Origin of the sequence: Pedobacter cryoconitis, from assembly GCF_003259615.1 — a bacterium.
In the GTDB taxonomy this organism is placed as follows: domain Bacteria; phylum Bacteroidota; class Bacteroidia; order Sphingobacteriales; family Sphingobacteriaceae; genus Pedobacter; species Pedobacter cryoconitis.
In genome coordinates, this window is record NZ_QLLR01000002.1 from 250,295 (window position 1) to 275,887 (window position 25,593).

Genomic DNA, 25,593 nt, shown 5'->3' on the forward strand with positions numbered 1-25,593 from the left:
TTTAAAATTTAAAGTTGTAAGAAAAAGAAGGAACGAACCTGAATAAAGAAGTCTGTACAGCCTGTGTACGAGAACGATCATCAGGATTATCACGGAAAGTAATCGCATAAGCATTCTCACGCCCATACGCATTATACAACCCAAAAGCCAGCTCAGAAGAGAAATTCTTACGCTCCTTTAACTTGCAAGTCGCACTCAGATCCAGCCTGTGGTAAGCAGGCATCCGGTAAGCATTACGCTGCGTATACAAGAAAACCACCTGATTATCCGAATAATACTTGCCACTCGGAAAAGAAACCGCGTTGCCCGTATAATAAACAAAAGTTGCCGAAAGCGACCACTTCTTATTCACCTCATACATTCCCACAACAGAAAGATCATGCGTTCTATCCTGTCTGGCAGCATACCAATCCCCATCATTAATCCCATCGATCATTTTTTCCGAACGAGACAAAGTATAACCAATCCAGCCCGTCAAACGGCCCGTCTTTTTACGCAATAACAACTCAATCCCATAAGCCCTGCCCTTACCAAATAAAAGCTGAGGCTCAATCGGATCATTACTTCTGATATTCGCCCCATCCCTGTAATCCACCTGGTTGTTCATCACCTTATAATAAGTTTCCGCACTAAACTCAAAAGCATTATCCTTCAGATTACGGAAATAACCCAGAGAAACCTGATCAGAAGTTTCCGGTTTGATAATATTATTTGTTGCTACCCACTTATCAGTCGGGCTGCTCGTTGCAGAATTTGACAACTGGTGTAAAGACTGCGTATTTCTCGCATAAGCAGCCTTGAAAGAAGAAACTGAATTCAGCTGATAAGCCGCAGAAAACCTCGGTTCTACATTTAAATAAGTCTTTACAATTTTGCCCTTATCATAATGAAGCGTGTCTGCGATTCCGCCAGCAGCATTCAGCGTATAAAACTTATTATCACCACCTAAAACTGAGAAAGCACTTACACGTACCCCATACTCAACCTTCAAACGATCAGAAGCCTTCCACTCATTGCTCGCATAAGCAGCATTTTCCCAACTATGTGTATAAGGCTGGCTCTCCAAAGTAAAATCACCACTATACTCACCCGGTTTAATCGTATGGTAAATAGAATTTACCCCAAACTTCCATGTATTATTAGTATTCGGATAGAAACTGAATTCCTCCTTTAAATTCCAATCCTTGATCTGGGAAGTAATTTTTCCATTGAACGAAGAAGAATTGGTCAAATCAATATTATAACGATAATCACTATAAATCAATGAAGTATTAGAAAACAACTTAGGGCTGAACTGGTGATTCCACCTTAAAGTAGCCGTTTTATTTCCCCAGTCCAGGCCAAATAACCCACCAAGACCTAACTTATCCTGTCCAAGATAACCAGACAAGAAAACCTTATCATTTTCACCAAACTGGTAATTAGCTTTCAGATTTAAATCATAAAAGTACAAAGCACTCTTTTTGATAACCGTGTCACTGCTCGCTTTTAAAAAAGCATCTACATAAGTACGTCTGGCACTAATTAAAAAAGAACCCTTGTTCTTTACAATAGGCCCTTCAACAGTCAGCCTTGAAGCGATAATTCCAATTCCGCCATTCACACTCAGCTTCTGGTTATTTCCCTCATTCATCTTCACGTCCATCACCGAAGACAAACGTCCGCCATACTGCGCAGGCGTATTTCCCTTATATAAGGTTACATCCTTGATCGCATCCGAATTGAACGTAGAAAAGAAACCCAGTAAATGGGAAGGATTATAAACAATAGCCTCGTCCAGTAAAATCAAATTCTGATCCGCAGCGCCACCCCGTACAAAGAAGCCGCTGTTTCCTTCACCCGCCGATTTCACACCCGGTAAAAGTTGTACAACCTTAATCAGATCCCGTTCCCCAAAAAGAACAGGGACCCTGTCAATCTCTTTCATGCTGAGTTTTTCAACCCCCATTTTTGCCGAACGAACATGTTCATCCTTAGGCGCTGCCGAGATCACTACTTCAGAAAGATTGTTATCCTGAGGTACCAAAGAAATTTTAAGCTGTATATTTTTGTCGAGGGTAATTGTTCTGGTGTCCACAACATAACCCACAGAACCGATCAGTAATTTATAAAGCCCGCTTTGTGTAGTCAGGGAAAAAAAACCGTATTCATTGGAAGTTGTGGAGACATTGGACGTTCCCTCCACTCTGATTGTCGTGCCAATTAATTGTTCACCCGTCTGGGCATCTTTTACATAACCGCTAATGGTATGTTTCGTTTGCGCGCTGATCTTAAAAGTAGTTAGAAAAATCAGCAAAGGTATAAGGTACAGTGCTTTTATAGTCATTTAATTTAAACGGTTTCTGGAAATATGCGCTAAACTAAATAAAATTGCATGCAGAACTTGTTAAATCTGCAAATAAATATTTCCTATTTGTTAAATACCATCTTAAAGCATCGTGAATTCAAGTACCGCTACATCGGCCAGAATGATCTGGTCACCCGTTTTTAAAGTATAACCAATTTGCGTTGAATTTAACTTATGTGTAGTTTCATCCTTCGCCGCTCTTACTTTAGTTTTATTTCCCGGAGGAACACCGCCCTCATCAGCATATAACTTAAAACAACCCTGCTGCTGGTCCCATTCCAGATGCGCATGCTGTCTGCTGATATATTTATTACTCTCCTGAAACTCTGCCGGAAAAGCGATCGTATTGATTCTGAAACTGCCATCGCTTCCCTGAACATTACTTTCTCTGCCCATGTTAATCCTGCCCGTTCCCGCCTCAATCTCATAAACCTCCTGTTCAGCCCGGCCGGTCACTAACTTTAAACTTGCCTTTAGGCTAACTGCGGCAATAACCGGAGTACCAGAACTCTTCAATACCAACCCAACTTTCAGCTGTGCACGCTGAATAACCCCTTCAGGGAACTCATTTACATAATGTACCATTAACTTCCAGCCTTCAGGAAGATCCAATGCAAAATTATCAGCAATACGCTGCACCTCCTCCTGAAACTTTTCAGGCGCAGCACTATATAAAGCAGTCTCATAGCTGAACAATTCTTCAGTCTTTACGCTTACAAAAAGTTCCAGTGCTTTTAAATACTTTCCTTCTCCGCCATCCAGCTGCTGCAATTCCTCTTTAATAAACTGAAAAATCTCTTCCCTTAAACCCTTCGCATCCAAAGGCGCATTCTCTTTATTCTTCTTAAAAAAATCAAACATCTTTCTCTAATTAATTTATACTTTTCATATATCCCTTACGCACCAGCAAAGGAATTACTGTTTCTGCAGCGACCCTTACCGCCTCCGAAGAACCCCTTGTTGCTTCAACCCGGATACAAACAACCGTATAACCCGCTTCAGCTGCCTTAGGCGCAAAAAACACATACCAGCCATCATTGACTTTCTTCTTTTTAATAATCCGCTCAGGCGTACCCGTTTTACCTGCAACAGCAATTCCAAATACCCCGGCCTTGCGCGCACTCTGTTCAACCATATACTGCTTTAACAAAGCCGCAGCCTCAGGATTTTTAGCCAATACCACCCCATCCTTCTCTTTAATGGTCGAATCCGCCAATTTCAAAACATAACGGTTAGGAACTAAAATCCCGCCATTCGCAATAGCCGAACCTAAACGGGCCATAGCAGCAGGTGTAGAAATCAATTCCCCCTGTCCCCAGGCCATACCAGAAATACCCGTTGCCCGGTTTCTGTAAATATTATCCGGATTATAAGCGCTGCTGAATTCGGTTTTGCGCCATAAGTCAAGCCAGCGTTGTTCCTGTTCCTCATTTACAGATTTGCGGCCATAATAATAACCACCAACCCCATGCAAAAACATACCCGTTTTCAAATACAGTTCTCCCATTTGCTCTTGCAAATGCTGCTGATTCGCCAGCTTGATAAAGTAAACATTATTCGATTTCACAATAGCCTGTTCCATATCAATCAGACCAGTTTCATCCGGCTCAGCACCACGGGTACGGATTCTTTCATTCGCTTTGACCAGGTAAGTTTGCTGCGCAGCAGCCAAGCCTAACTTATTAAAACCAGCCATTGCCGTCAATAACTTGGCTGTAGAACCGGGTTGAGTGGCAATTGCGAAACCCGGATCTGCCGTAGTTGTCCAGGCATCCAGTTTATTCTGATCTGAAAGGCTCATCGTCAACTGCTCCCAATTCTTAACAGCAGGCAAAGGAAAAGCCGCCGAAGCCAGTACATCGCCCGTATTAGAGGACATGACTACTACAGAAACCCTGTTTTTGCTCAACTTAGGGTCATTAGCCAAACCAGCCTGCAAATGCGTCTGTAAACTCGCATCCACACTTAATCTCACTTCGCGGTTACGCTTTTTAAAAGTCTGGATTTCTGTACTGTCCAAACCAGAAATCAATAAGGCAGTCAAGGCCGAATAATCCTTTTTAAGTACCGTCATTTCCTTTGGCCCTCTTGGCAAAAAACGATCCTCCTTATAACGCGAAGCGATCATGGTATAACTTGTCAGGGGCATTTTAAAACCCCTTAACTCTGCTGCATGCTCATACTCCGCAAAATATCCGTTGATACCACCACTAAACACACCAGTATTTGCATCGCCCGTCCAAAAGAACATTTGCTCTTCAAAAGGATAATAACGCGTCACCCTTTTATGCCTTGCAGAATCCAGTTTATAATCAACCGCACCCGCCTCACGCAATTCCTGCATTTGCTTTTTCACCAATTCGGGATCACTCGTTGCTAAAATAAGTCCCGAACGATCATATATAGTTCCCGCTTCCAGTTTTTTCATTAATATTCCTATCCGGGGGTTATAACTAAACATCCGGCTTCCGCTTTTATCAGCCACTAAAGCAGGCTTGACTACCCATGCAGGTGTATTAAAGCTATAACGGGAAACATTAATCACTAACAATAAGATAGCCGCACAAGCCGCTAATAAAGCCGGAACCAGGTTTTTATCCTGTTGCGCGGTCAAATATTTCATTTGTACAGCCGTTCCCCTCACCGAAGAAGCTGATAATAAAAATCCTGCAGCGACCAGGTTAATCACCAGAGAAGACCCGCCGTAACTCTCAAAAGGAAGCGATACCCCAGATAAAGGCAGTGCGCCAATCGACCCTCCGGCAATCAGTAAAAACTGGATGAAAGTACAAATCCCGATCCCTGCACAAATATAAAACAAGAATGGAGTTCCAGTCCGCCTGCCAATAATAATCGAGCGATGTAAATAGATTAAAAACAAGATGAAAATACAGGTAATCCCAGTCCAGCCAAACTCTTCCCCAATTGCAGGGAGAATCATATCTGTATGCGCCTCAGGGATGGTTTTCGCAAAACCCTCACCTGTTCCCTGTCCGGTGACTCCGCCAGTGGCAATACCCCAAAGACCATTTGCAACCTGATCGCCTCCATAAACTTCATTATTCCACGCATCCTGCCAGATTGCTTTTCTATCAGTCAAACGCGCTACCGGCCCTGGAACAATCTTGTCCAGATAAGGGATCTTATCAATCGTTAAAAAGGCCGTAATCACGATTAGCGCCATCACCGCCGACTCGCTCATAGACTTGCGTTTCAACACATGATATAACGCTAAAACAGCAAAAGTAATCAAAGCATCCAGCCAGACATTCTCTACAAACCAGGCCACCAGTACATACAGCAGCACAAATGCAGCCATTTCCATAAAGTCGCCTCTTGAAAAAGAGAAAAGCAGGATAAAAGTAAAACAGATAACAATTGCCGGCCCAAGATCACCTAACAATAAAAACAAGAACAGCGTAAATAAAATGGCTGCCAAGGCAAAAGAGAAAAATGACCAGCGCTTTTTCCAGCTCGAATACGTAGCAATAAACTGTTCATTCTGCGCAAAGAAACCCGCCAAAAACAATACTACAATATATTTAACCACTTCACTCGGCTGTACACCCAGCAAATTCACTTTAACACCACTACCCTCCGGTCCACCACCAAATAATAAAGTACCTGCTAAAAGCATGATCGCTAACGCAATCCACGGCCATCCATTTGCAGCAGAACGATCTTTAAAAACCAGTAAACGGTATAGATCAGAATCAGCCGTAAAGCGTTTGATATTTAAGAACAATAACACACTTAAACCAGCAACTCCAAAATATAAGAACCACAAAGAATCAACAGCAAGGAAACGATCCCTCACCGGGTCTTGCAAACTAAGTAAAGTCAGAAAAGACAGCCCGGTCAACAACATCAAAAGCGGCAAAATCAATTGATCAGCCTCCGGAAATTTAAAAGACAGCAGCAAATGTATCAGCACAAAAGCCAGCAGAAAACCACCCGCCACGCACCAATATCCAACCTTAAACTGTTCTGGCGTACGTACAATTAATGCCCCATCATTTTTCAGCAGTGTAAATTCACGCGAAGAAAGTAATCTGACCATGTGCGGCGATTCACTAAAATTAAGCCGTTTGGAACCATTGAGCTCCTGCACCCCTTTAACCTGCCCAAATTCAGCACCTGGCTTTAAAGGAATTACTTCATAAGCCTTTCCTTCCGGTAATTGCGTAAAAGAATATTCACCAGACGCATCTGTACGCGCATAAGCCCTGAATGATTTAGCTTCTAAACTATCCGCAGGAAGAACAGTTGATAAACGTACCAGGACCCCGGCCACTACATCCCCTTTATGTTCAATCCTACCTTTAATCACCCCATTGCCCATCCCTAAAGACTTAACCGCAGGCATAGCCGGGGCATTATTTTTTTCCTGCACAAAACGAACTTCGTCATCCCCTGTAAACCCAAGCAGTGATCTTGATACCGCTACGCGTTTCTTAAAAGCAGATCCACCATTACGATCAGCCTCATCTGCCAGTACATTAAACTTCCGTTTATTCAGATCACCAACATTGGTAAAAGACAAACCTTTTGCTTCTTGTGCAGCAATAGAATTGCTAATAACCTCTACATCAAGCGGATCTTCCAGATAATAGCCTTTTGTCAATAATCCCTGAACAGCCTTAGCAGGTTCAGGTGCATTTAAATTCACCACCGTTCCATCTTTCAGGCGCTGGTCAACATCCTTTATCCGTCCCTGCAATACGCCAAATAACCTGACGAAAAGCACCACCAGTAAAATAGCGATCAGCCCTAAAAACAGGCGTTCCTGCCCTCTCCCTTTAGCTTCAGTATCTCTTTTATCCATAATTATTTCTTAGCCAGTGAATCAGCTGCATAATTCCGCTTGGACAACCTGCCATTTACATAATACTGGTCTGGAAAAACAAACCTGACCTCCAAAGGATAATTAACTTTATTAAAACGTATATTTTTCAAATCCAGCGTATTATTATAGCACACTACCCCTGTTTCAAAATTCTCCAGTACCAGCTGATCTATCTTCACATACTTACATTTTGGAGAGAGAATCAACGCAGGTCCCTTGTAAGCCGGGTCACTTTGAAAAACAATATTTCCTTTAGTCTTCAGGATAAGCGTATCCCTGTCAACCATTAACGCCTGGCTCAAACGAACCGGGACTTTAAACACTGTATCTGAAAGTAATAATGTATCCCCTTTCAAACTTAAGAGCATATCGCCGATCTTTTTTTCCTGAGGATTTAATCCTGGTTTGATAGGCGTAACTAAAACCGTTCCCGGCTGCTCCAATTTTGTTCCTTCAGCAGTATGGTATAAAAATAACCAGATTGTAGTTCCTAAAAACAACAAACACAAAGCAGACAGTAAAAAAATCAATCCTTTACCCCGCTTCTGCTGCACCCTATTTTCTTCAGGCAAAGGGTTAGCCGCTTTCTTTAAAGGCACAGCAGACGGTTCAGCTGCAGAAAAAGGCTCCGGAGCTACAGCACGCTTAACAGGCTCCGATTTCGAAAACTCATAAGATGCTCTTACCTTATCATTTTTTGCCAGTACCACTGTTACATTATCCTTACCACCAGCCAGGTTTGCTTCCTCCACTAAACGCGCACCCTTTATCGCAAGCGTCTCCGGTCCGTTCAACACAGCCGTAATCAATGCCGCATCTACCATATCCGTTAAGCCATCACTGCAAAGCAAGATCAGATCGTCCGGTAAAAAAGGAGAAGAACCTGTTTCAAAATAAGCATCGGTCATTCCTTCACGACTTGTTAACCCCAAAGCCTGGTTAATCTGGTTCCGCTTAGGATGCTGCATCGCCGCTTCTTCAGTCAGCCTGCCGGAATCTTCCAGAAAACCTACAAAAGACTGATCATGTGAAATTTTGACCAGCGAATGATCGCGGAACAAATACAACCTGGTATCCCCCACATGTACATAATGCAATAAATTATTTTGTCTGTCTATCACAGCGAGTGTTGCTACACAAGCCATATCCATTAATTCCAGATCACCCTGCTTATGCGTAGCAATCTGTTCATTAGCGAGGTAAAAAACTCTGCTTAACTGACTGATCGGATCAGGCTCAATCGTTTCCAGTTCCCTTAAGATAACTTCTTTAGTTAATGCAGCTGCAATTTCACCACCAGCATATCCACCCACGCCATCAATTACGCCAGCAATCATGAACTTGTTCTGCATCACCTCCTGGGTAATGAATTCATCTTCATTGTTCTCTCTTACCCTGCCTGCGTCAGTAATTCCAAATAGACGATCCGCCATTATTTCTGTGATTTTTTAATATCTGTAAAATGCCATATCAGCAATAAAACTCCTAAAGCCAACAACCCGATTGATAAATAATTTCCCATCCGGATTTAAGGTTTGAAAATGTTGATCCCGATAATACCGTTCAGCAATATCTTTGAATTAAAAGGAAGCGCCACCCAATCCGGCGCATCTACCGAACTCCGGTATACCTCCACCTCGTTTACCATTGTTTTCTCTCCAAAAGAAGCGAGGTAAAACTTACCCTCGGCCTGTACATACCGGATACTTAAATGAGGCGTATTCACCCAATCCGAAGGGATACTAAAAATATAAGGCTCTTTTCGCTCTTCATCTTTTCCAGAAACCAGTATTTCTTGCGTGGTCATCAAATATTCCAGTTTTTTACCCCTGAAATTCTGATCCGGCATAATCGTTTCAAAACGCGCAAGCACTTTATCAGATTTCCCCTTAACCAATTTAGCATTTTCAAGATCCATCGCATAAGGCAGTTCATAATAACCTTCACTATAATACGTGAAGCCATTTAAAATATCCTGATTCACATCAAGCGTTTCTGCAATCCCCGTCTGTCTTGGAATAAAGGTAACTCTTAAATTTTCTTCCTTTTTAGTACTGCCAGGCAGTAATTTCCCGATAAACCCTTTATCCCCACGCTCATAATCCGGGTGAGAGGCCAGTCTGAAAACCCATTTAGAACTCGAAGGCTCTACCGTTTTACCGGCTTTACGGTATTCCTTTAAAACTTCATAAAACTGGTTCACCGACTCATGTACAATGATTCCGAACAAGCCCTGTTTATGATCCAGGAACTCTTTATAATCTTCCTCATTGAAACAAATAATATATTCATGATAAAAAACTACCCGGTTTGCAAAAGAAAGCTGACCAATAGACTCTTTAAACTTATCCAGTATATATTTATAAACTTCGTCAGGCGTTAAACCTTTGACTACTTTTTTAGCTTTACTTTTTTCTGTTGGAAGAAACCAGTCCTGAAGACCCGTCTTTTTCCAGAAAGTTGACTTTTCTGCCATTATATTCTTTTTTATATAGGAAAAACCTAATTAATCAATGCTAGAAATGAAGTGTAGTATCCAAATTCATCGTTGTTGTATCACGCGGAGTTTGAGGAACAGGCTTCAATTGTACTGGCTGCGTTTCTGTATTTCCACTATCTTGTAAAGAATCACGCTCTTTATCCCAGGCATAACCCTTATCCTGATCATCCGGATTTGCAGTAACCGGAGTTGTGGTTGTTTTCACCGGAAGCTCCTTCTTAACTGGCTTAACCGGCTCTTTAAATAATAAAAAGTAACTCAGCAGCGCAATCATGAAAACCACTCCTGCCGATAGAACATAAAATACAGGCTTAGAGATCGCAATGATACCAGCATCGCGAACAACAGGTTTTTCATCCTGTGCTTCCTGATAATGCCTCAGTAAAGTCTGCAACCGCTCGTTCTCCATTTGCAATAATGCAGTACCCTGAGCATCAACGTCAGTACTTCCCGCATCAGCAATACTGCTGTGGACAATCGCATACTGTAACGCCATTCCACTTTTATACCTTGCTGACGGCGCTTTCTCCAGACATTTACTAATTACCGATAGTAACCAGGCCGGAACTTGCATTTCATGTGTTTTTTTCTCCGCTGACCAGCTTTCAGGCAAATTCTGCTGCCTTAAAGTCAGCAAATCAGGAACTGGCGACTCCAAATGACCTACCAATACATCATTCCTTGACTTTTGCCCGTTATCCAATAAAGGAAAAGGAACCTGCCCGGCCAATAACTCATATAAAATTATGCCGTAACTGTAAATATCAGTTTCCAGTAACATCTGTCCTTCACTCTGCTCAGGAGCCATGAATTCGATAGCACCCGCATGGCGGATGCTTGTTCGGCGCTGCTCATCAGACATTGCCGACAAACCAAAATCGAGCAAGACATAATTGCCCGTATGAATATTAAACTTAACATTATTGCTCTTAATATCCCCATGTTTTACCGTCACCTTATGGCAATGCGCTAAAGCATTCGCCAGATGATCTGCCACCTTAATCACTTCCTTTATCGGAAATATTTTATCATGAGGCTCTTTCAGTAATTCTTCCAGATCAGGCCCGTCAATAAACTCCATTTCTATAAATGGAAATGAGCCGCTTTCTGTGATCCCCGAATTTAAGATCTTAACTATATTAGGATTAGGCTCCTCATTTACCTTTTTCAATTTCTCCACTTCATTCTGGAAGCTCCTGAAGTTTTTATCTTCTGTACTTTCCGTATGAACCGGTGTTGGCAGTAATTTCACTGCCGTTATAATAGGACCAAATCTTCTTCCTTTGTAAACTGAACCCTGGCCTCCGGTACGCAATGCGCCCATATTTTCCAGACCTTCAGTAATCGTAAATACTTTACTCATTTAAGCTAATTCAACTCTGTGTGTGGTAAAATTACTACAATTTTAGTTCCAATGTTTATTTAAAATCAGGAACAAAAAAAAGGCTATCAAATGATAGCCTTTAATTAAATTATTTCAAGATCCAGAGCGGATTATTTCAAGATCCACATCAGCTGGTTATTATCATCACTTCCATTGTACTGACCCGCAATGGCCGCGGTCACATTGGCCGCATTATAATCCAGCTCTGCCGAAGGATAAAACCAGCGAACCGGAAAATTAGAAGAAGGAATATTTAAACTCGTTGAAGCATTGAGTTTAAAAACCGGGTATCCCGTTCTCCGGTTTTCAAACCAAGCGATAAATTTACTTCCCTGTAAGAAATTAGCCAGGTACTTCTGCGTGATAATCTGCCCGATCTGCTGCTGATCTGAACCACTTAAAACCACCTCTGCCGAAGCAGGATATGTATTAATATAAGCATCGTCCATTTTCATATTATGATGATAATCTGCAAGATCCGGTGTATTCACAGCAACAAACTTCATGGAATTGGTAATTCCCGCAGCATAATAAGTCTGCGCAGCAGTACCGCCAATCCAGCCCCTTACCGTCGCCTCTGCCAAAACAAATTGTAAATCCCAATAGCTGAAAACACTAACTGGCTCGGCATTTACCAGTTGAGGATACCTGTTATTCAAATCAGAATAATCCTTACTGCCCCTGGTTGTTTGCAGTGTAGTAAAAGCATTTGAAGGCTCTACCCCTACATAAGCATTATAATCTGAAGCCGCTAAACCAGCCGTTAATTTCACAGGTGAAGGTTTTGCAAAGTAGAACAACCTCCTGTCTTTCAAAGCCTTCAAAGGATCAATCAGCACATTTGTTAACATCGTATAATTTGATTTCACAAAAGGATTTCCTGAACCAGCCGGAACATCAGACCAAGGATAATTCTGACCAGCCATTCCTGTATAACTTAAAGCAAAATTGTCTTTATAATCACGCATCAGCGGACGGTTAGTTACAATATCCTTAAAACGTTCTATAACTTTCAAATCCGCGTCACCTGTTTTTTTGTATAAATTCAACAGCACATGGAGCTCAAAACTATTGGCCAGTCTGCGCCAGCTATCAGTTTTCCCTCCATAAACAGGATCACCCTCAAAATTAGCCCCAGCAGCAAACAGCTCATTCGCCAGATCCAACTCTTTTAATATACCTATGAAAACCGCCTTCTGCGTATCATATCTGGGTTGTAAAATACGATCCGACTCTCCCTTGTTTGCCTCAGAATATGGCATATCGCCCACTTGCATCGTATTGATAAAAAACTGATAGGCGCTGATAAAATGGCCTAATCCCTCATAAGACTTTTTCAGTCCATCGCTCGTTGCATATTTAAGCATCGGCGGAATATTTCTCAGCACCTTCACCGAATCAAAATCAGTTCTGCCTAATTTATTATACTGATAACTTTCCTGTCCTTCACCCCAGGTTAGGTATTTACCTAACAAAAAAGGTTGCATAAAGGACTTCTGCGTGCTGATTGAATTCCTGGTAATGTTCAAAATCAAGGTTGTAGCCAACATAGACGAATTGACCTGGGTCGTCGCGTTCGGATTGGTGTTGATTTCTTCGTACTTCTGGCAACCACCGGCAACAACAGTTAAACCGGCAAATAATATCATATATTTTAAAATCTTCATGCTATCTTTCTTTAAAAAATGTTCCTTAAAACCCTACTCTTAAATTAAATCCAACCATTCGCATAGAAGGTGAATTCAAATCTTCTTTATTGACATCAGGATCTGAATATTTGAATTTAGTCCACATGAATAAATTCTGTCCTGTCAGCGCTAGAGAGGCTGATTTAACACCCAGTTTATGGGTAAAAGAAGCCGGAACTTTATAGCCTAATGAAACTTCCCGGAGCTTGATGAAAGAAGCACTTTGAATCCCCATATCGCCACCTCTGTAATTCTGCGCAAAATCCTGGTAACCTACCTGCACATCATTTGGCGCGTACTTCCGTGTATCACTCGTTATATTTCCATACTTATCATAAGTAGCTGCTCCGGAAATAACCTTTACACCTTTGCCTACATAATTATTTAATCCATTGACTACCTGATCATAGCGGTATTTATTATCAGATTCCGGATTCGTACCAGAATCCCACATTTTATCATAGATATAATTGTACATCAATCCACCGATCCTGCCGTCAATATTGATACCCAGCATCCAGTTTTTATAGGTAAAATTATTGATGAAACCGAAACTGAAATCAGGCTCACTATACCCATATTTTTTATCATAATCACTGCTCACAGGAATCCCGTTATTGTTGATTACATTGCCCGAAGGATCTGTCAGCCAGTAGCCAGCTGTATAAGTATCTAAACGCTGCCCTTTTTTCACCCACTGGTTATCTTTTGAATAAACAGGATCCAACTGATCATAATACCGGTGCTGGTTCGCCCAGTTCACTGTAGAATACCATTCAAAATCCCTGCTCTTCAACACAGAACCATCCACTGTAATTTCAAGTCCGCGGCGCGTGAAAGTTTCCTGCGTATTCACCAGAGTCGTTGCAAATCCAGAAGTAGCTGGCAATTTTGCATTGGTCTGCTGGTTATAATAATACTTATTGAAATAAGCTACATCAAAATGTAATCGTTTTTTAAACAGATAACCCGCAGCACCAATCTCCCAGGTACGCTGAGAACTTGGCAGGATATCACTCGCTCCAGATAACTTATACGGATAACTTGCACTATTTAAATTGCCCCATGCAGCACTGTTAGTCTTGTAAACCGTATTGGTTTCAAAAATACCTGCTGGTGTTTTAAAGACTGCAAACGACCCCCTGATTTTAAACATATCTATTACTTCCGGTAATTTGGTCAGCTGTGAAATAACAACACTTGAACCTACTGAAGGATATAAATAAGAACCCGTAGCCTTTGGCTGTGTAGAGATCCAATCATTACGTCCCGTAAAATCTAAAAACACAGCATCATTCCATCCTACCGCTGCCCTTGCATATAAGCTGCTCGATTCTTTAGGTGAAAAATACGGTGTTACACGGGGGGGTTCAATGGAACCGTTCAAAGAAAAATAAGTTGGTGAAATTAATCCGTTCTTAGTTACCGCATATAAACCTTCATCCTCTTTATGGAAAAAGTTTCCACCGGCGAGTGTTTCAAAAGAGAATTGATTAATTCTTTTATTATAAGATAAGATCAAGTCATTACTCGTACTGTATCCCTTTGTATTATTGATACTATACATTCCTTTAGCATCCCATCCCCCGCGGGTAGAGTAAATATTTGCCGTAGGGTTACGCATTGTTTCGCGGTTACTGTAATTGTCGTACCCCAGGCGAAGCATTAAATTCAGGTCTGATGTAATCTTATAATTTGCAGTCAGACTCGCATTTACGGTATTCTCCTGAATGGCATCCAGCTTCTCATTCGCAATCAAATAAGGATTATCATACCAGTTCGTATACATCCAGTTTTGAGTCTGATTAGGTACTTTCCAATAATCTTTATAATCCCTGATATCATATTCGGTACCCGTCCACATGACCAGCTGATATAAATATCCCTGATTTTGATAACCTCCACCCCATACCTGCGGAGCTGTACGGCGGCTCAGACCAAAATGACTTTCTATCTTAAACTTATCATTGATCTTAATTTCACCACCAGAAGTTAAATTGATCATATTCAAAGTCTGATTTGGAAACTGTCCCTTATTGTAAACATGGTTCAAACCAATTTTAAAACTTCCATTTTCACCGGTCTGTGCAATCGTAATATTGTTATTGGCAATAATTCCTGTACGGGTAAAATTCTTCAGGTTATCCTTACCCACAGAACGTAAAGGCATATTATCTTCAAACTGTTTGGTCACCGGATTCCAGTCTCTTCCTGTTTTCCCGATATCCAGCTTTGGCCCCCATACATAGTCATTGTTTAGATTTCCATTATCACCACGCGCGTAAGAACTCTGAACTTTTGGAATAGCCAGATAGCCCAGCTGGAACATGGTATTGCTGTTCACATCTACAGAAAATCCTTTTCCAGCAGCACCTTTTTTGGTTGTAATCAAGTATACCCCACCTTTTGCTCTTGCACCATACAAGGCTGAGGCCGTAGGGCCTTTCAAAATATCTATACTTTCGATATCGTCCGTAGGAATATCCCGCAGGGTTAAATTATCATAATCCACACCGTCAACTACCAGAATAGCAGCCTCCCCCCGAAGTTCAAGTGTCGGTCTGGCATTAAACTCTGTAGAATTTTTCACGACTAAACCTGCTACTCTACCCGTTAAGGAAGTTCCAATATCAACGCCCTTAACCGTTTGCAGCTCTTTACCAGATACTTTTTGAACGGCATAGCCCAAAGACTTTTCAGAACGTTTGATCCCTAAAGCAGTAACCACTACCTCAGTTAACTTATTTTCTTCTGGTTTCAGCAAAATTGTGTATTGCTGCGCATTGCCCACAACGATCTCCTGTGCACCAAAGCCAATAAAAGAAATCACAAGCGTGGCTCCTTTTGGCGCATTAAGGCTAAAATTACCATTGCTATCTGTCATCGCCCCTACTTTGGTTCCTTTGATTAAAACACTTGCGCCAGTAATCGGCAAGCCATTTTCATCCGTAACTTTTCCTTTAACAGGATCTGAAACTACATTTTCAATCACCTGTACTTTCCCTTTGAGTACAATGTTTTTTTGAAAAATCTTATAGGTTAAAGGTTGATTTTTCAGGCAGGATTCCAGCACCTGTTCTATCGTACCCTGGTTGATATCGATAGAAACCCTGGCAGTGCCGGCAACTTCAAGATTATCATATAAAAACAAATAATCACTTTGCTTTTCTATCGCTTTCAGTACAGTTTCTATAGAAACATTTTTTTGCCTGAGTGTGATTTTTTGGCTGTAAACATTGGCATGAACCTGCATCAGGCCTGTAAACAGCAGGATTACAAATAGTTTCATCACTAATAAGAATTGAGAAGATTTGAACTGTATTCGTGGTACAGTCTTAAAGAATGCACTAAAATTCATAAATTGCGCTTGGGTTTTAAATCATTATTGCTTGGATAATTTTTTTACGGATATGGACCTTTGGTCCATAAGGAGTTAAGCCCGATATTTGGCGGGGAGTGGTTCGAACACTTCCCGCTTTTTTATGGGTTAACCGTTTTAAAGAAGATTCAGAGTAATCCTATTTCATATAGCGGGGTTTAAAAGAGGTTCATTAATATTTGAGCTGGTAATTTTTTTAGCGTTGACTAACTACAATTTTATTGTTTTCTATATGGCAGTGAATGCCAGAATACGCAAGCATATCCAGTAATGTTTTCACATTAACACTTCTTGGAATCTTACCTGAATATTCTTTTTTAGGCATTGTTCCCTTATAAATCACATCGGTCGCATACCATCTTGAAATTTGCCGCATTAAAGAATGGAGATCAGATTTTTCAAACTGGAAATATCCGTTTTTCCATGCAATTGCCTCATCCGCATTTTCAAGATCCCGTACACTGATCTGACCCGAAGAACCGACTGTCCTTGCCTGTTGTCCAGGTTTTAATATTGATTTTTCGATCCCTTTACTCAATTCAACTGATCCTTCCAGCAAAGTAGTCTGCTGAGCATTCTCTTCTGCATAAGCCATAATATTGAAATGTGTTCCTAAAACCCGAACCTGCGTTTGCGCGGTTTCTACAAAAAATGCTTTGGACTTATCCTTTGCCACTTCAAAATAAGCTTCCCCTTTCAGTTGAACTTTACGTGTAGCCCCCGGAAATGCGGTAGGAAAAGTCAAAGAAGAATTGGCATTCAGCCATATTTTTGTACCATCAGCAAGCAGCAGCTGATATTGTCCGCCACGTGGCGTAGAAATGGTATTGTACTTAGGAGCTGTTGGATCGTCCCCGGTAACCCGGTAAACTAAACCGCCATTTTTCGTTTTCGTCACCATTACTCCAGCCTGTTTAGCAAGCTGGCCGTTTCCGGCATCAGAAAGGCTGATTTTACTGCCATCGGCTAACGTTAAGATAGCCTTATTTGTTCCTGGATAAATCTGATTGATTTGTTTTGAAGAAACTAAGTTCTTATTGATGTGTGTTACGGGTTTCAAATAAAGAACAGCAATACTAAATACGATACACAGCACCGCAGCTGAGGCAATCCATGGATATAATTTTCTTCTTTTTAATAAAGTTAAGGATGCCTGGACTGGCTGCTGATTAGCTGCTGTGTGTTTTTTAATCCCACGATAAAGCTGTTCCTTTAAATCAGCCGCTTCCGGCGAAATTTCATTATCACTGATTTGTTCATACCAGTTTTCCACCAGCGCTCTTTCTGCTGCTGTTGCTGTATTGCTGTTGTATTTGGCGATCAGAATTCTAAATTGTTCCGGGTTCAAAATAAGCTTTGTTTCTTATCTATCCGTTCAGGAACCAGAAAGTACTATAAGGATTTAAAATAAAATATGATTTTTATCAAAACAACCGATAAGCCCACTAAATTCGGGTTGTATTCTCTTAATTTAGACCTTAAACGATTATATGCATTTTGCAACTGGTTCTTAATTGTTTGTTCTGAAAGCCCCAATTCTTCTGCAATCTGCTTAATGGAGAAATCATCATCCTTCTTTAAAGCGTAAATCTCTTTCATTCTCGAAGGCATCCGGTTTACTTCACTCTCAATAATTAATTGAAGTTCTTTACCTAAAAGCATTTCATGTGCGCAAAAATCTACTGGAAAATCTACAGGACAGCTTTCTAAAGCATATTTTAAACGCACGGCATCTTTTTCAAAAACCTTAAGCGTTTTGTTCCGTAAAATACCATGCAGATAAGCCGGAATGTTATAATCAGCTGTTAAGTTATCCAGGTTATCCCAAAAGGCTATAAAGACTTCCTGTACTAAATCCTTTGCCAGATCTTCAGACTGCACCTTACTATAAGCCTTTCTATATAAAGGCTGCCAGAATTCTTCAAATAGTTTTTCGAATGCCTTATTTCTGTCTAAGGCAAGAAGATAAAAAAAATCACTTTCAAACGGTTTGGTCATTTCCTGAATGGCTTAAAGTAACTGACATTTTAATCTTCTCTTATTTAAATGGTAACTGTGCGTGGACTAATTTTAAACCGCAAAAGTAGGCTCCTGCGATTAATTGAATATTAACTTATCAATAAAATTCGCACCTCAGATACCGTTCATACAAAGACCTGATTTATACCTAATGTATAGATATTTAAGTACTGTAGAAAGAGGAAAAATAAAAAAAGACTACACAAACGTTTGTGTTAATTATCCAGAAGGATATTCACTGCTATTCATTACCTAATGAATAGATAACGAATGGAATTCCAAAAATGAGTGATCAAAACTAAGGGATAATATGGCTTGTTTAAATTCCTCTGAAACAATCATATTAAATGCACCATCCCATTCTTTTAAACGGAATACATGCAGTTGTTCAGGGATTTTGTTCCGAATCAGCACAGGCTTAAAAAAGAATTTGCCTCTTGGATTCTGCCAATCTTTTACTTCCTCCGCTTCGGGCCAGGGCTCGTAATCAGACAAAGTCCAATCCACACAATCAATATGATTAAAAACATGCATCAGTATATACTGATGTTTTAGCTCTTTGTTTAATAAAGGCAAATATTGCACTCCGGATGTATGCAGGGTTTCAAGTCTGGGAATTGTTCCATCAAACACCAGAAATTCAGCTCCTATTGTATTTACAGGAGAAATTTTCCCGGCAACCAACACTTCATAATGCAATGGAGCTAATGTGATTTCTTCTTTTTGCTCAGCAAGTTCAACCTCATCCAGCTCCTTATTTTTATAACGCAACTCACCAATGTTGACAATTCCTTTCCATTTTTTACTGGTAACGTTTGGATTTAACTTAAAATATCTCATAAACGGAATAATCTGAAAATCTAAACTTATCAAATAGCTGGCAGAAATGGAAATCGTTTAAGAAGACTTCCCGTTGAGTATTCTGAATTGTAAAGGGGACAATCCTGATGCTTTGCGAAACGAACGGCAAAAATAAGAGTAATCCATATAGCCCAATTCCTGTGCGATTTGTTTTACAGTGGCATCCGTATGGTACAGCAAACGTTTGGCTTCACTGAAAATTTCCTGTTGAATCCAGTAAGTTACCGTTGATCCGGTAACACTCTTTATAGCTTCATTTAAATAACCTGGTGAAACGTTAAGCTTTGAAGCATAAGCTAACGGATTCTTGATGGTATGGCTATGTTCCGCTAACAAGTCTTTAAATTGACGGGCAAGTCCGGCTGACCGGGTATGTTTATTTGCGACCGGTTCCAAACCATCATAAGTACTCGCCGCCATTGCCAAAAATGATTGGACAAGGGTATGAATAACCGGCAAATAATATTTATCATCTGTGCGTTCAATAAATTCATTCCGCAAAAGACCGAGCAGACTAGCATACTGCTTTAATTCGTAATCCGTCAGATCGCAAGGAACTTGTAAATTTTGCCCCCGCTCAAAAACAGCTTTGAAATCCGCAGCAATTAATGCGGTATCTATTGCAAGAAACCATCCTTCAGCCTGGTTAGCTTTGATCCGGTAGTGTATTTGCGAAGGTAATATATAATAAAGTTGCCCCGCGGTTACCATTATATTTTGCAAATCGACCTTTACAGTTCCCGAGCCTTTTGTCAGCAGGAAAAAAATATAATGATCATCCCGGTGGGCAACTTGTGCGTTATTTTGCTGTTTATCATCCGACAGGAAAACCTTGACCTGCACACCTGCACTGGTCTTATGTTGTAACTGATCTACCGGAATACTTTTCATCCCTGTAAATTACGACGTTAATTTCAATAATTTATCTGCATTACCATGCGCAATTTTCGCTACCTGCTCCTGCGGAAGGTCAATCCCCTTCAAAAATTCAATCCCCATTTCGTTTGTACTAAACGGATAATCGATAGAAAACATGATATGATCAATCCCAAAAGTATCTAAAGCAATTCTTAATGGGGGCTGCGTAAAAAAACCACTGGTCGTGATATGGACCTGCTGGTGAAAGGTATCCGTAAGCGAACGCTGGTTAGCTCCTCCGTTTCCCGGTTTAAATGCTTTCTCGGATCTTGCCATCATCATGGGCAGCATTTCTCCCATATGGCCAATAATCAATTTTAACTTAGGATATTCATCGAAAATACCTGAGAATAACAAACGTAAAACATGCAGCGCAGTTTCTGAGTGCCATCCCCAACCATAACATGCCAGCGCTTCTGCCATACCGGAATGATTGGGCAACCCGCTATAATAGATATCAGCTATTCCTTTTGGAGGTAATCCAGGATGAAGATAAATTGGAACATCCAGCTTCTCTGCCCGTTCAAATATTGGTGCAAATTGAGGCTGGTCTAAAAACTGGTCTTGTGTCAGTCCCCGAATCATAGCGCCACGAAAGTGATGTTCAGTAACTGCCCGTTCTAATTCATCAGCAGCTGCAAGAGGAGCTGTCATTGGCAAATGGGCAAATGCTGTAAACCGATCCTCAAAACCCGCAATCCTTGCTGCGATCAGGTCATTATACTGACTGGCAAAAGCGGGGCCTGCCTGTGGACTTAAGAGATTAGCACCCGAACTATCCACAGATAGTACCTGCATTGTAATCCCATGATCATCCATTGACTTCAAACGATCCTGAGTAATATCTGCCAGTTTTGGCGCAAGGCGCTGCATCACTTCCGACTGACCAAAATTCCCTAAAGCATCTTTAGGTATCTGGTCTGCCATTTCCGGAAAAGAAATGTGTTCTTCAAGTGTAACTATCCTCATATACTTTAGATTATAGACAAAGGAAGATATTAAATATTTAGCCCGCAATGCATTATTAATGGCAACTATAGCACTATTCAGGCTTATTTAGATTTTTATTTTAGATAATAAAACTTTTAATAAGATCAATAATCAGAGTTAATCATTGCCTATATTTGTAATCGACTTACAAATAATAGGAAAAAATCATGATTTCAAGCTTTTCCATAACAAATTTCAGAAGTATAAAAGATAAAGTTACATTATCTTTTGAAGCTGAGAAATCTCAGGATCTGGAGAAATACTTTGTTATTGAACCTGCTCCAGGGCAAAGATTATTAAAGCTGGGGTTAATCTATGGTGCAAATGGCTCAGGAAAAACTACCATACTAAAAGCTTTAGATTCCTTAAGATCGTTAATTATCGAATCACCCTCTCAGAAACAAACCTTATTAAATCATATTCCATTTTTATTTAATGCATTAACTCCGTCCCAGGAAACAAAATTTGAATTGATCTTTTTCCAAAACGGAATCAAATACAGTTATGAAATTGCTTTCACGAAAAAGGCCGTTACTTTTGAAAAGCTTGAATTTTATTCTCCCAACAAATCTTTGATTTATAAACGTAAAACAAACATTGAGAAACAACTAACTGAAATTAAATTTGGTTCTAAAGCAAAACTGAAACGGACCCAGGAGGAAATTCTAGAGGCAAATACATTATGGAATAACCCTGTATTAAGCGGCTTTCTAAAGTCAAACATAGATTCTCCTGAACTCAGGGATGTAACTGACTGGTTCAGTAAAGTACTTAGAAAGATGATTACCCCTAAAACAGACCTCAGTGATTCTATCAATGAAGGACTTGAAGATAAAGGGATTAACAAAGATCACATTGTTAAATTTCTTCAAAAAGCAGACTTTAAGATTACTGACTTAGCTATTGAAAAAAGAAAAACGGATTATGATGCGAGCATGCTTGGAGTCATTAGTATTCTCCGTAAACAAATTGGTAATAAGCTAATAAACTCTACTTTTCCCGACTCTCTGGATCAACTTGAAATTGGGTTCTGCCATTCAGTGTTGAATGGTGATAACACTGATAGTTATATATTGCCATATACACAAGAATCAGAAGGGACGCAGCGATACTTTCAATTCAGTGGCCTATTAGATCAGATACTTGGAAAAAGTAGTGTGGTCTTAATTGATGAGCTGGAATCTTCACTACACCCAGAACTATTAAAGCATTTTCTTCTGTTATTCCTGGTCAATGTCAAGAATTCCCAAATCATAGCGACTACCCATTACCGGGAACTACTGATGGAAAGAGATATATTTCGGAATGATGCCATATGGTTCACAGAAAAAAAATCAAATGGCAGTATGGAACTTTACGCATTAAGTGATTTCGATTCAAGTGTTATCCGGGATACTACATCTGTATTCAATGCATACAAATCAGGCAAACTTGGTGCAGTACCGCAATTGGAGGATTATTATCTGGATTTCGATAATGAGAGTTAGTGGTACAAAAAAGGCTTAGGGAGAAAGACCTTTTCCTTCGTTGTAGATGGAGAAACTGAACTTTGGTACTTACAAATGTTGAGGAAAAATGAGACACTGCACGGAATATCTATTCAGCCTGAACTTCCCAAAAAGAAAACTCTTTTCGAACAGTTTGAGTTGGTAAAGACGAATGCCAGGATTTATGATTTATCAATTTGGATCGTTGATCTTGATGTAGTTATCTCCGAGGGAAAAATCCCAGAATTAAAGAAGTATCAAAAAGAAGCTGCAAGCATTGAAAGAATCCACCTTCTGATCAACACCCCTTGCCTTGAATTTTGGTTTTTGATGCATGTGAAGAATAGTGGCAAGTATTTCAGAGAATGTGATCCTGTTGGAAAGGAACTAAAAAACAACGATCCACTAAAAACCTATGAAAAGTCAGAAAAATATTTTGTGCGCAGCAATCCCGATATATACCAAAGACTAAAACCTTATTTGAAGACAGGAATAAACAATGCAACGAAAAGAGGTAATTTTGATATTGAAACCCCTGAACAAGCAAAAGTTGAACTTTATAAGATATTTAGTCTTCTGGGCATCAACATCTGATAAGAGCTATTAATTAAGCTTTCCTTTTTTTGATCTACATCAATGTTTTACAAGTAAACACCACTGAAATTTGCCTCAAAACAAATTACAGTTATGAATAGCTATCTAACCTATTTTGGTAAAGATCATAAAGAAAGAGTAAACAAAGCAATCACTCATTTACAAGCAGGAAAAGGAATTTTACTAGTTGACGACGAAAACCGGGAAAATGAAGGCGATTTGATTTTTTCAGCAGAAAAGATGTCCGTTAAAGATATGGCACTCATGATCCGCTCCTGCAGTGGGATAGTGTGCCTATGTCTTACCCCCGAAAAAGCCGGTTCACTGGAATTAACCCCCATGGTAACCAAAATACAAGCCGTTATCAAACTGCATTTACAGTCTCCATTGAAGCAGCCACCGGAGTCACTACAGGCGTATCCGCAGCAGATAGGTTACATACCATTCAAACCGCTATCCAGCCTCATGCCCTACCAGAAGACCTGTCCAGACCGGGTCACGTATTCCCTTTAATAGCCAATGAAGCAGGGGTATTTGGCAGGCGCGGCCATACCGAAGGCAGTGTAGATTTGATGCAGCTTTCCGGGCTAAGCCCTGCTGCAGTACTTTGTGAGCTTACGAATGCCGACGGTACTATGTCACGCCTGAGAGAAACTAGTGAATTTGCCATTTCTCATGAGTTCACAGTCGTTTCAATTGAAGATATAGCCCAGTACCGCAGCCAATCGGAATTACAACCTGAAAAACAAGCCATTTTATATTAACCTGTTTAAAGAATATGGAGAATTCAACATAAATCAGTTAAAAGTTGCGACTTTTGAAAGTATATCTAATCCATAACGATGTACAAACAAGCCCTGTCCGACTGTATTTTAAAGAGAATAACCATTAGCCAACCTAATCTGGATACTGTCCTTTCCTATTTCAAAGAACAGCAAGTAGATAAAGAGGAGGTTTTACTCGCTGAAGGAGAGTCTTCTAAAAGGATGTATTTTGTAAAGAGTGGCTGTCTGCGGATTTATTTTCTGCAAGCCGATGGCGCTGAAGCGACCCGTTACCTGGCTTTTGAAAACAATTTTGCCACTGGTTTAACAGGCTTTATCAGTCAGCAACCTTCGCAGGAAAACATTCAGGCACTGGAGAAAACAGAGGTATTATATATTGCGAGGGAGGATTTCTATACCCTGCTCGATCAGGTTCCAGAGTGGGGGAAATTTTACAGAAGTTACCTCGAAGCTGCCTATGTAACCAATACCAAAAGGCTGATGAGTTTTATTACAATGGATGCTACAACAAGATACCAGTCGCTGATTGCCGAATACCCAACCATTTTGCAACGTCTTTCCAATCGAATGGTTGCGAATTATTTAGGCATTTCTCAGGAAGCCCTGAGCCGCCTTAAGCACAAATTATTAAACAGTAAACAATGAATTCAGCAGCAGAAGAACAAACGCCACAAAAACAAATTATACGTACACTTACCAAAGTTACCGCCATCAGAGATATTACTCCGCATTTAAGATGTTTCACCTTTCAGGATGAGATCTTCAAAACTGCCGTTGATATGGAACCTGGTGTTAACCTTAAAATACTTATTCCGCAAAAAGATCAGGAGCCTGTCCGCCGGACTTATACCATCAGAAACCTGAATATAGAAACAGGAGAACTGGAAATTGAATTCTTGCTTCATGGAGACAATGGCCCCGGAAGTGCCTGGGCCATGAAAGCTAAAATCGGAGACGAACTTGGTATCGGTATGAAACCAGGCAGAGGATTTAATCCCGCCGACTGGTATCTTTTAGCCGGGGATGAAACCGCAATTCCGGCTATTGCCGCTATTCTGGAGGCCTTACCAGAAAGTACCAGAGGATTCGCCTTTTTAGAAGCAGACAGCAGTGCAGATATTTTTACTATCCATACCCGCTCTGCTGTCCGTATTCAATGGTTGACCAGGAAAGGCATACCCGCAGCAGAATCAACCTTACTCTTTGATGCCATTAAGGCAACCAGGCTTCCGGCTCCCGGCTTTGAGCCCCGGTTACTTTGGGCGGCTGCAGAATCAAACATAATTAAAGACATCCGCACGTATGCGAAAGACGAACTACAATTAGATAAAACTGAATTAAAGGCAACAGTTTATTGGACAGCAGGTATCAGTGAAAGCTAGTTTAGCTTTTGATTTTCCAGCCCCCTAACTGCTGCTGAATTTCCATCGGTGCTGAAATCACCTTATGAAATAGACTGTATCCATTATGCCAGGGAATACCTGACTAAAAACATTCATACCCCACCTTCCTTAGCAGAACTGGCCAAAATAGCCGGGATTAATGAATTTAAGTTAAAGAATGGCTTTAAGGAATTATTTGATACCACGGTATTTGGATACCTGAGTGAAGTTAAACTTACGGAAGCAAAAGAGCAGTTACTTTCCGGGCTTGCCATCAAAGTGATTTCAGAAAACATGGGTTATTCTTCTGTACAACATTTCAGTACTGCTTTTAGTAAGAAATTCGGGATCTCTCCCGGAAAGGTCAAAATGAATTAGCCAGCTTGATTGACCACACTATTCATAAAAAACGG

The 25,593-nt window shown here is 40.5% G+C and carries 17 protein-coding genes and 2 pseudogenes; 6 read left to right on the top strand and 13 right to left on the bottom strand.

Going from position 1 to position 25,593, the window contains the following annotated elements; translation table 11 throughout:
- Position 1: 1 nt before the first annotated feature.
- From LY11_RS04035 to LY11_RS04095, 13 genes are all read right to left on the bottom strand, one after another.
- Positions 2-2,326, bottom strand: coding sequence for a TonB-dependent receptor (locus LY11_RS04035; RefSeq protein ID WP_111632446.1), 2,325 nt, complete (start codon positions 2,324-2,326; stop codon positions 2-4).
- 102 nt (positions 2,327-2,428) lie between these two features.
- Complete coding sequence (locus LY11_RS04040) at positions 2,429-3,208, bottom strand: FHA domain-containing protein (protein WP_111632447.1); 780 nt, start codon at positions 3,206-3,208, stop codon at positions 2,429-2,431.
- A 10-nt stretch (positions 3,209-3,218) separates the two neighbouring features.
- Positions 3,219-7,172, bottom strand: coding sequence for an FtsW/RodA/SpoVE family cell cycle protein (locus tag LY11_RS04045; RefSeq protein ID WP_111632448.1), 3,954 nt, complete (start codon positions 7,170-7,172; stop codon positions 3,219-3,221).
- Positions 7,173-7,174: 2 nt separating this feature from the next.
- Positions 7,175-8,626 carry a PP2C family protein-serine/threonine phosphatase gene (locus LY11_RS04050; RefSeq protein ID WP_111632449.1) on the bottom strand — a complete coding sequence of 484 codons (1,452 nt, stop codon included), beginning with the start codon at positions 8,624-8,626 and terminating at the stop codon, positions 7,175-7,177.
- Positions 8,627-8,721: 95 nt separating this feature from the next.
- A complete protein-coding gene (locus LY11_RS04055) occupies positions 8,722-9,669 on the bottom strand; it encodes a hypothetical protein (protein ID WP_111632450.1) in 948 nt (315 codons plus the stop codon).
- A 40-nt stretch (positions 9,670-9,709) separates the two neighbouring features.
- Complete coding sequence (locus LY11_RS04060; RefSeq protein ID WP_111632451.1) at positions 9,710-11,056, bottom strand: serine/threonine protein kinase; 1,347 nt, start codon at positions 11,054-11,056, stop codon at positions 9,710-9,712.
- A gap of 131 nt (positions 11,057-11,187) precedes the next feature.
- Complete coding sequence (locus LY11_RS04065; RefSeq protein ID WP_111632452.1) at positions 11,188-12,744, bottom strand: SusD/RagB family nutrient-binding outer membrane lipoprotein; 1,557 nt, start codon at positions 12,742-12,744, stop codon at positions 11,188-11,190.
- A gap of 25 nt (positions 12,745-12,769) precedes the next feature.
- Positions 12,770-16,123: a SusC/RagA family TonB-linked outer membrane protein gene (locus LY11_RS04070; protein ID WP_111632453.1), complete on the bottom strand. Its 3,354-nt coding sequence runs from the start codon at positions 16,121-16,123 to the stop codon at positions 12,770-12,772.
- Positions 16,124-16,340: 217 nt separating this feature from the next.
- Positions 16,341-17,492, bottom strand: a complete 1,152-nt coding sequence (locus LY11_RS04075; protein ID WP_111632454.1) for a FecR family protein — start codon at positions 17,490-17,492, stop codon at positions 16,341-16,343.
- Between the two features lie 44 nt (positions 17,493-17,536).
- Positions 17,537-18,142, bottom strand: coding sequence for an RNA polymerase sigma factor (locus tag LY11_RS04080; RefSeq protein WP_111632455.1), 606 nt, complete (start codon positions 18,140-18,142; stop codon positions 17,537-17,539).
- A gap of 273 nt (positions 18,143-18,415) precedes the next feature.
- Positions 18,416-19,003: an imm11 family protein gene (locus LY11_RS26870; RefSeq protein WP_211321482.1), complete on the bottom strand. Its 588-nt coding sequence runs from the start codon at positions 19,001-19,003 to the stop codon at positions 18,416-18,418.
- A gap of 57 nt (positions 19,004-19,060) precedes the next feature.
- Positions 19,061-19,915: an AraC family transcriptional regulator gene (locus LY11_RS04090; RefSeq protein ID WP_111632456.1), complete on the bottom strand. Its 855-nt coding sequence runs from the start codon at positions 19,913-19,915 to the stop codon at positions 19,061-19,063.
- A gap of 9 nt (positions 19,916-19,924) precedes the next feature.
- Positions 19,925-20,911 carry an amidohydrolase family protein gene (locus LY11_RS04095; RefSeq protein ID WP_111632457.1) on the bottom strand — a complete coding sequence of 329 codons (987 nt, stop codon included), beginning with the start codon at positions 20,909-20,911 and terminating at the stop codon, positions 19,925-19,927.
- Between the two features lie 188 nt (positions 20,912-21,099).
- Here LY11_RS04095 and LY11_RS04100 point away from each other — a divergent pair, with 188 nt between their 5' ends.
- From LY11_RS04100 to LY11_RS04125, 6 genes and pseudogenes are all read left to right on the top strand, one after another.
- Entirely contained in the window at positions 21,100-22,419 is a 1,320-nt protein-coding gene (locus LY11_RS04100; RefSeq protein ID WP_111632458.1) for an AAA family ATPase, read from the top strand.
- 51 nt (positions 22,420-22,470) lie between these two features.
- Positions 22,471-23,013: pseudogene (locus tag LY11_RS04105) on the top strand (RloB domain-containing protein); the annotation flags it as partial.
- 93 nt (positions 23,014-23,106) lie between these two features.
- A pseudogene (ribB, locus tag LY11_RS04110) lies at positions 23,107-23,777 on the top strand (3,4-dihydroxy-2-butanone-4-phosphate synthase).
- 78 nt (positions 23,778-23,855) lie between these two features.
- Positions 23,856-24,443, top strand: a complete 588-nt coding sequence (locus LY11_RS04115) for a Crp/Fnr family transcriptional regulator (protein ID WP_111632460.1) — start codon at positions 23,856-23,858, stop codon at positions 24,441-24,443.
- Complete coding sequence (locus LY11_RS04120) at positions 24,440-25,180, top strand: siderophore-interacting protein (RefSeq protein ID WP_111632461.1); 741 nt, start codon at positions 24,440-24,442, stop codon at positions 25,178-25,180. Before LY11_RS04115 ends, LY11_RS04120 begins: the two co-directional genes overlap by 4 nt.
- 48 nt (positions 25,181-25,228) lie before the next feature.
- Entirely contained in the window at positions 25,229-25,558 is a 330-nt protein-coding gene (locus LY11_RS04125) for a helix-turn-helix domain-containing protein (protein ID WP_111632462.1), read from the top strand.
- Positions 25,559-25,593: the final 35 nt, after the last annotated feature.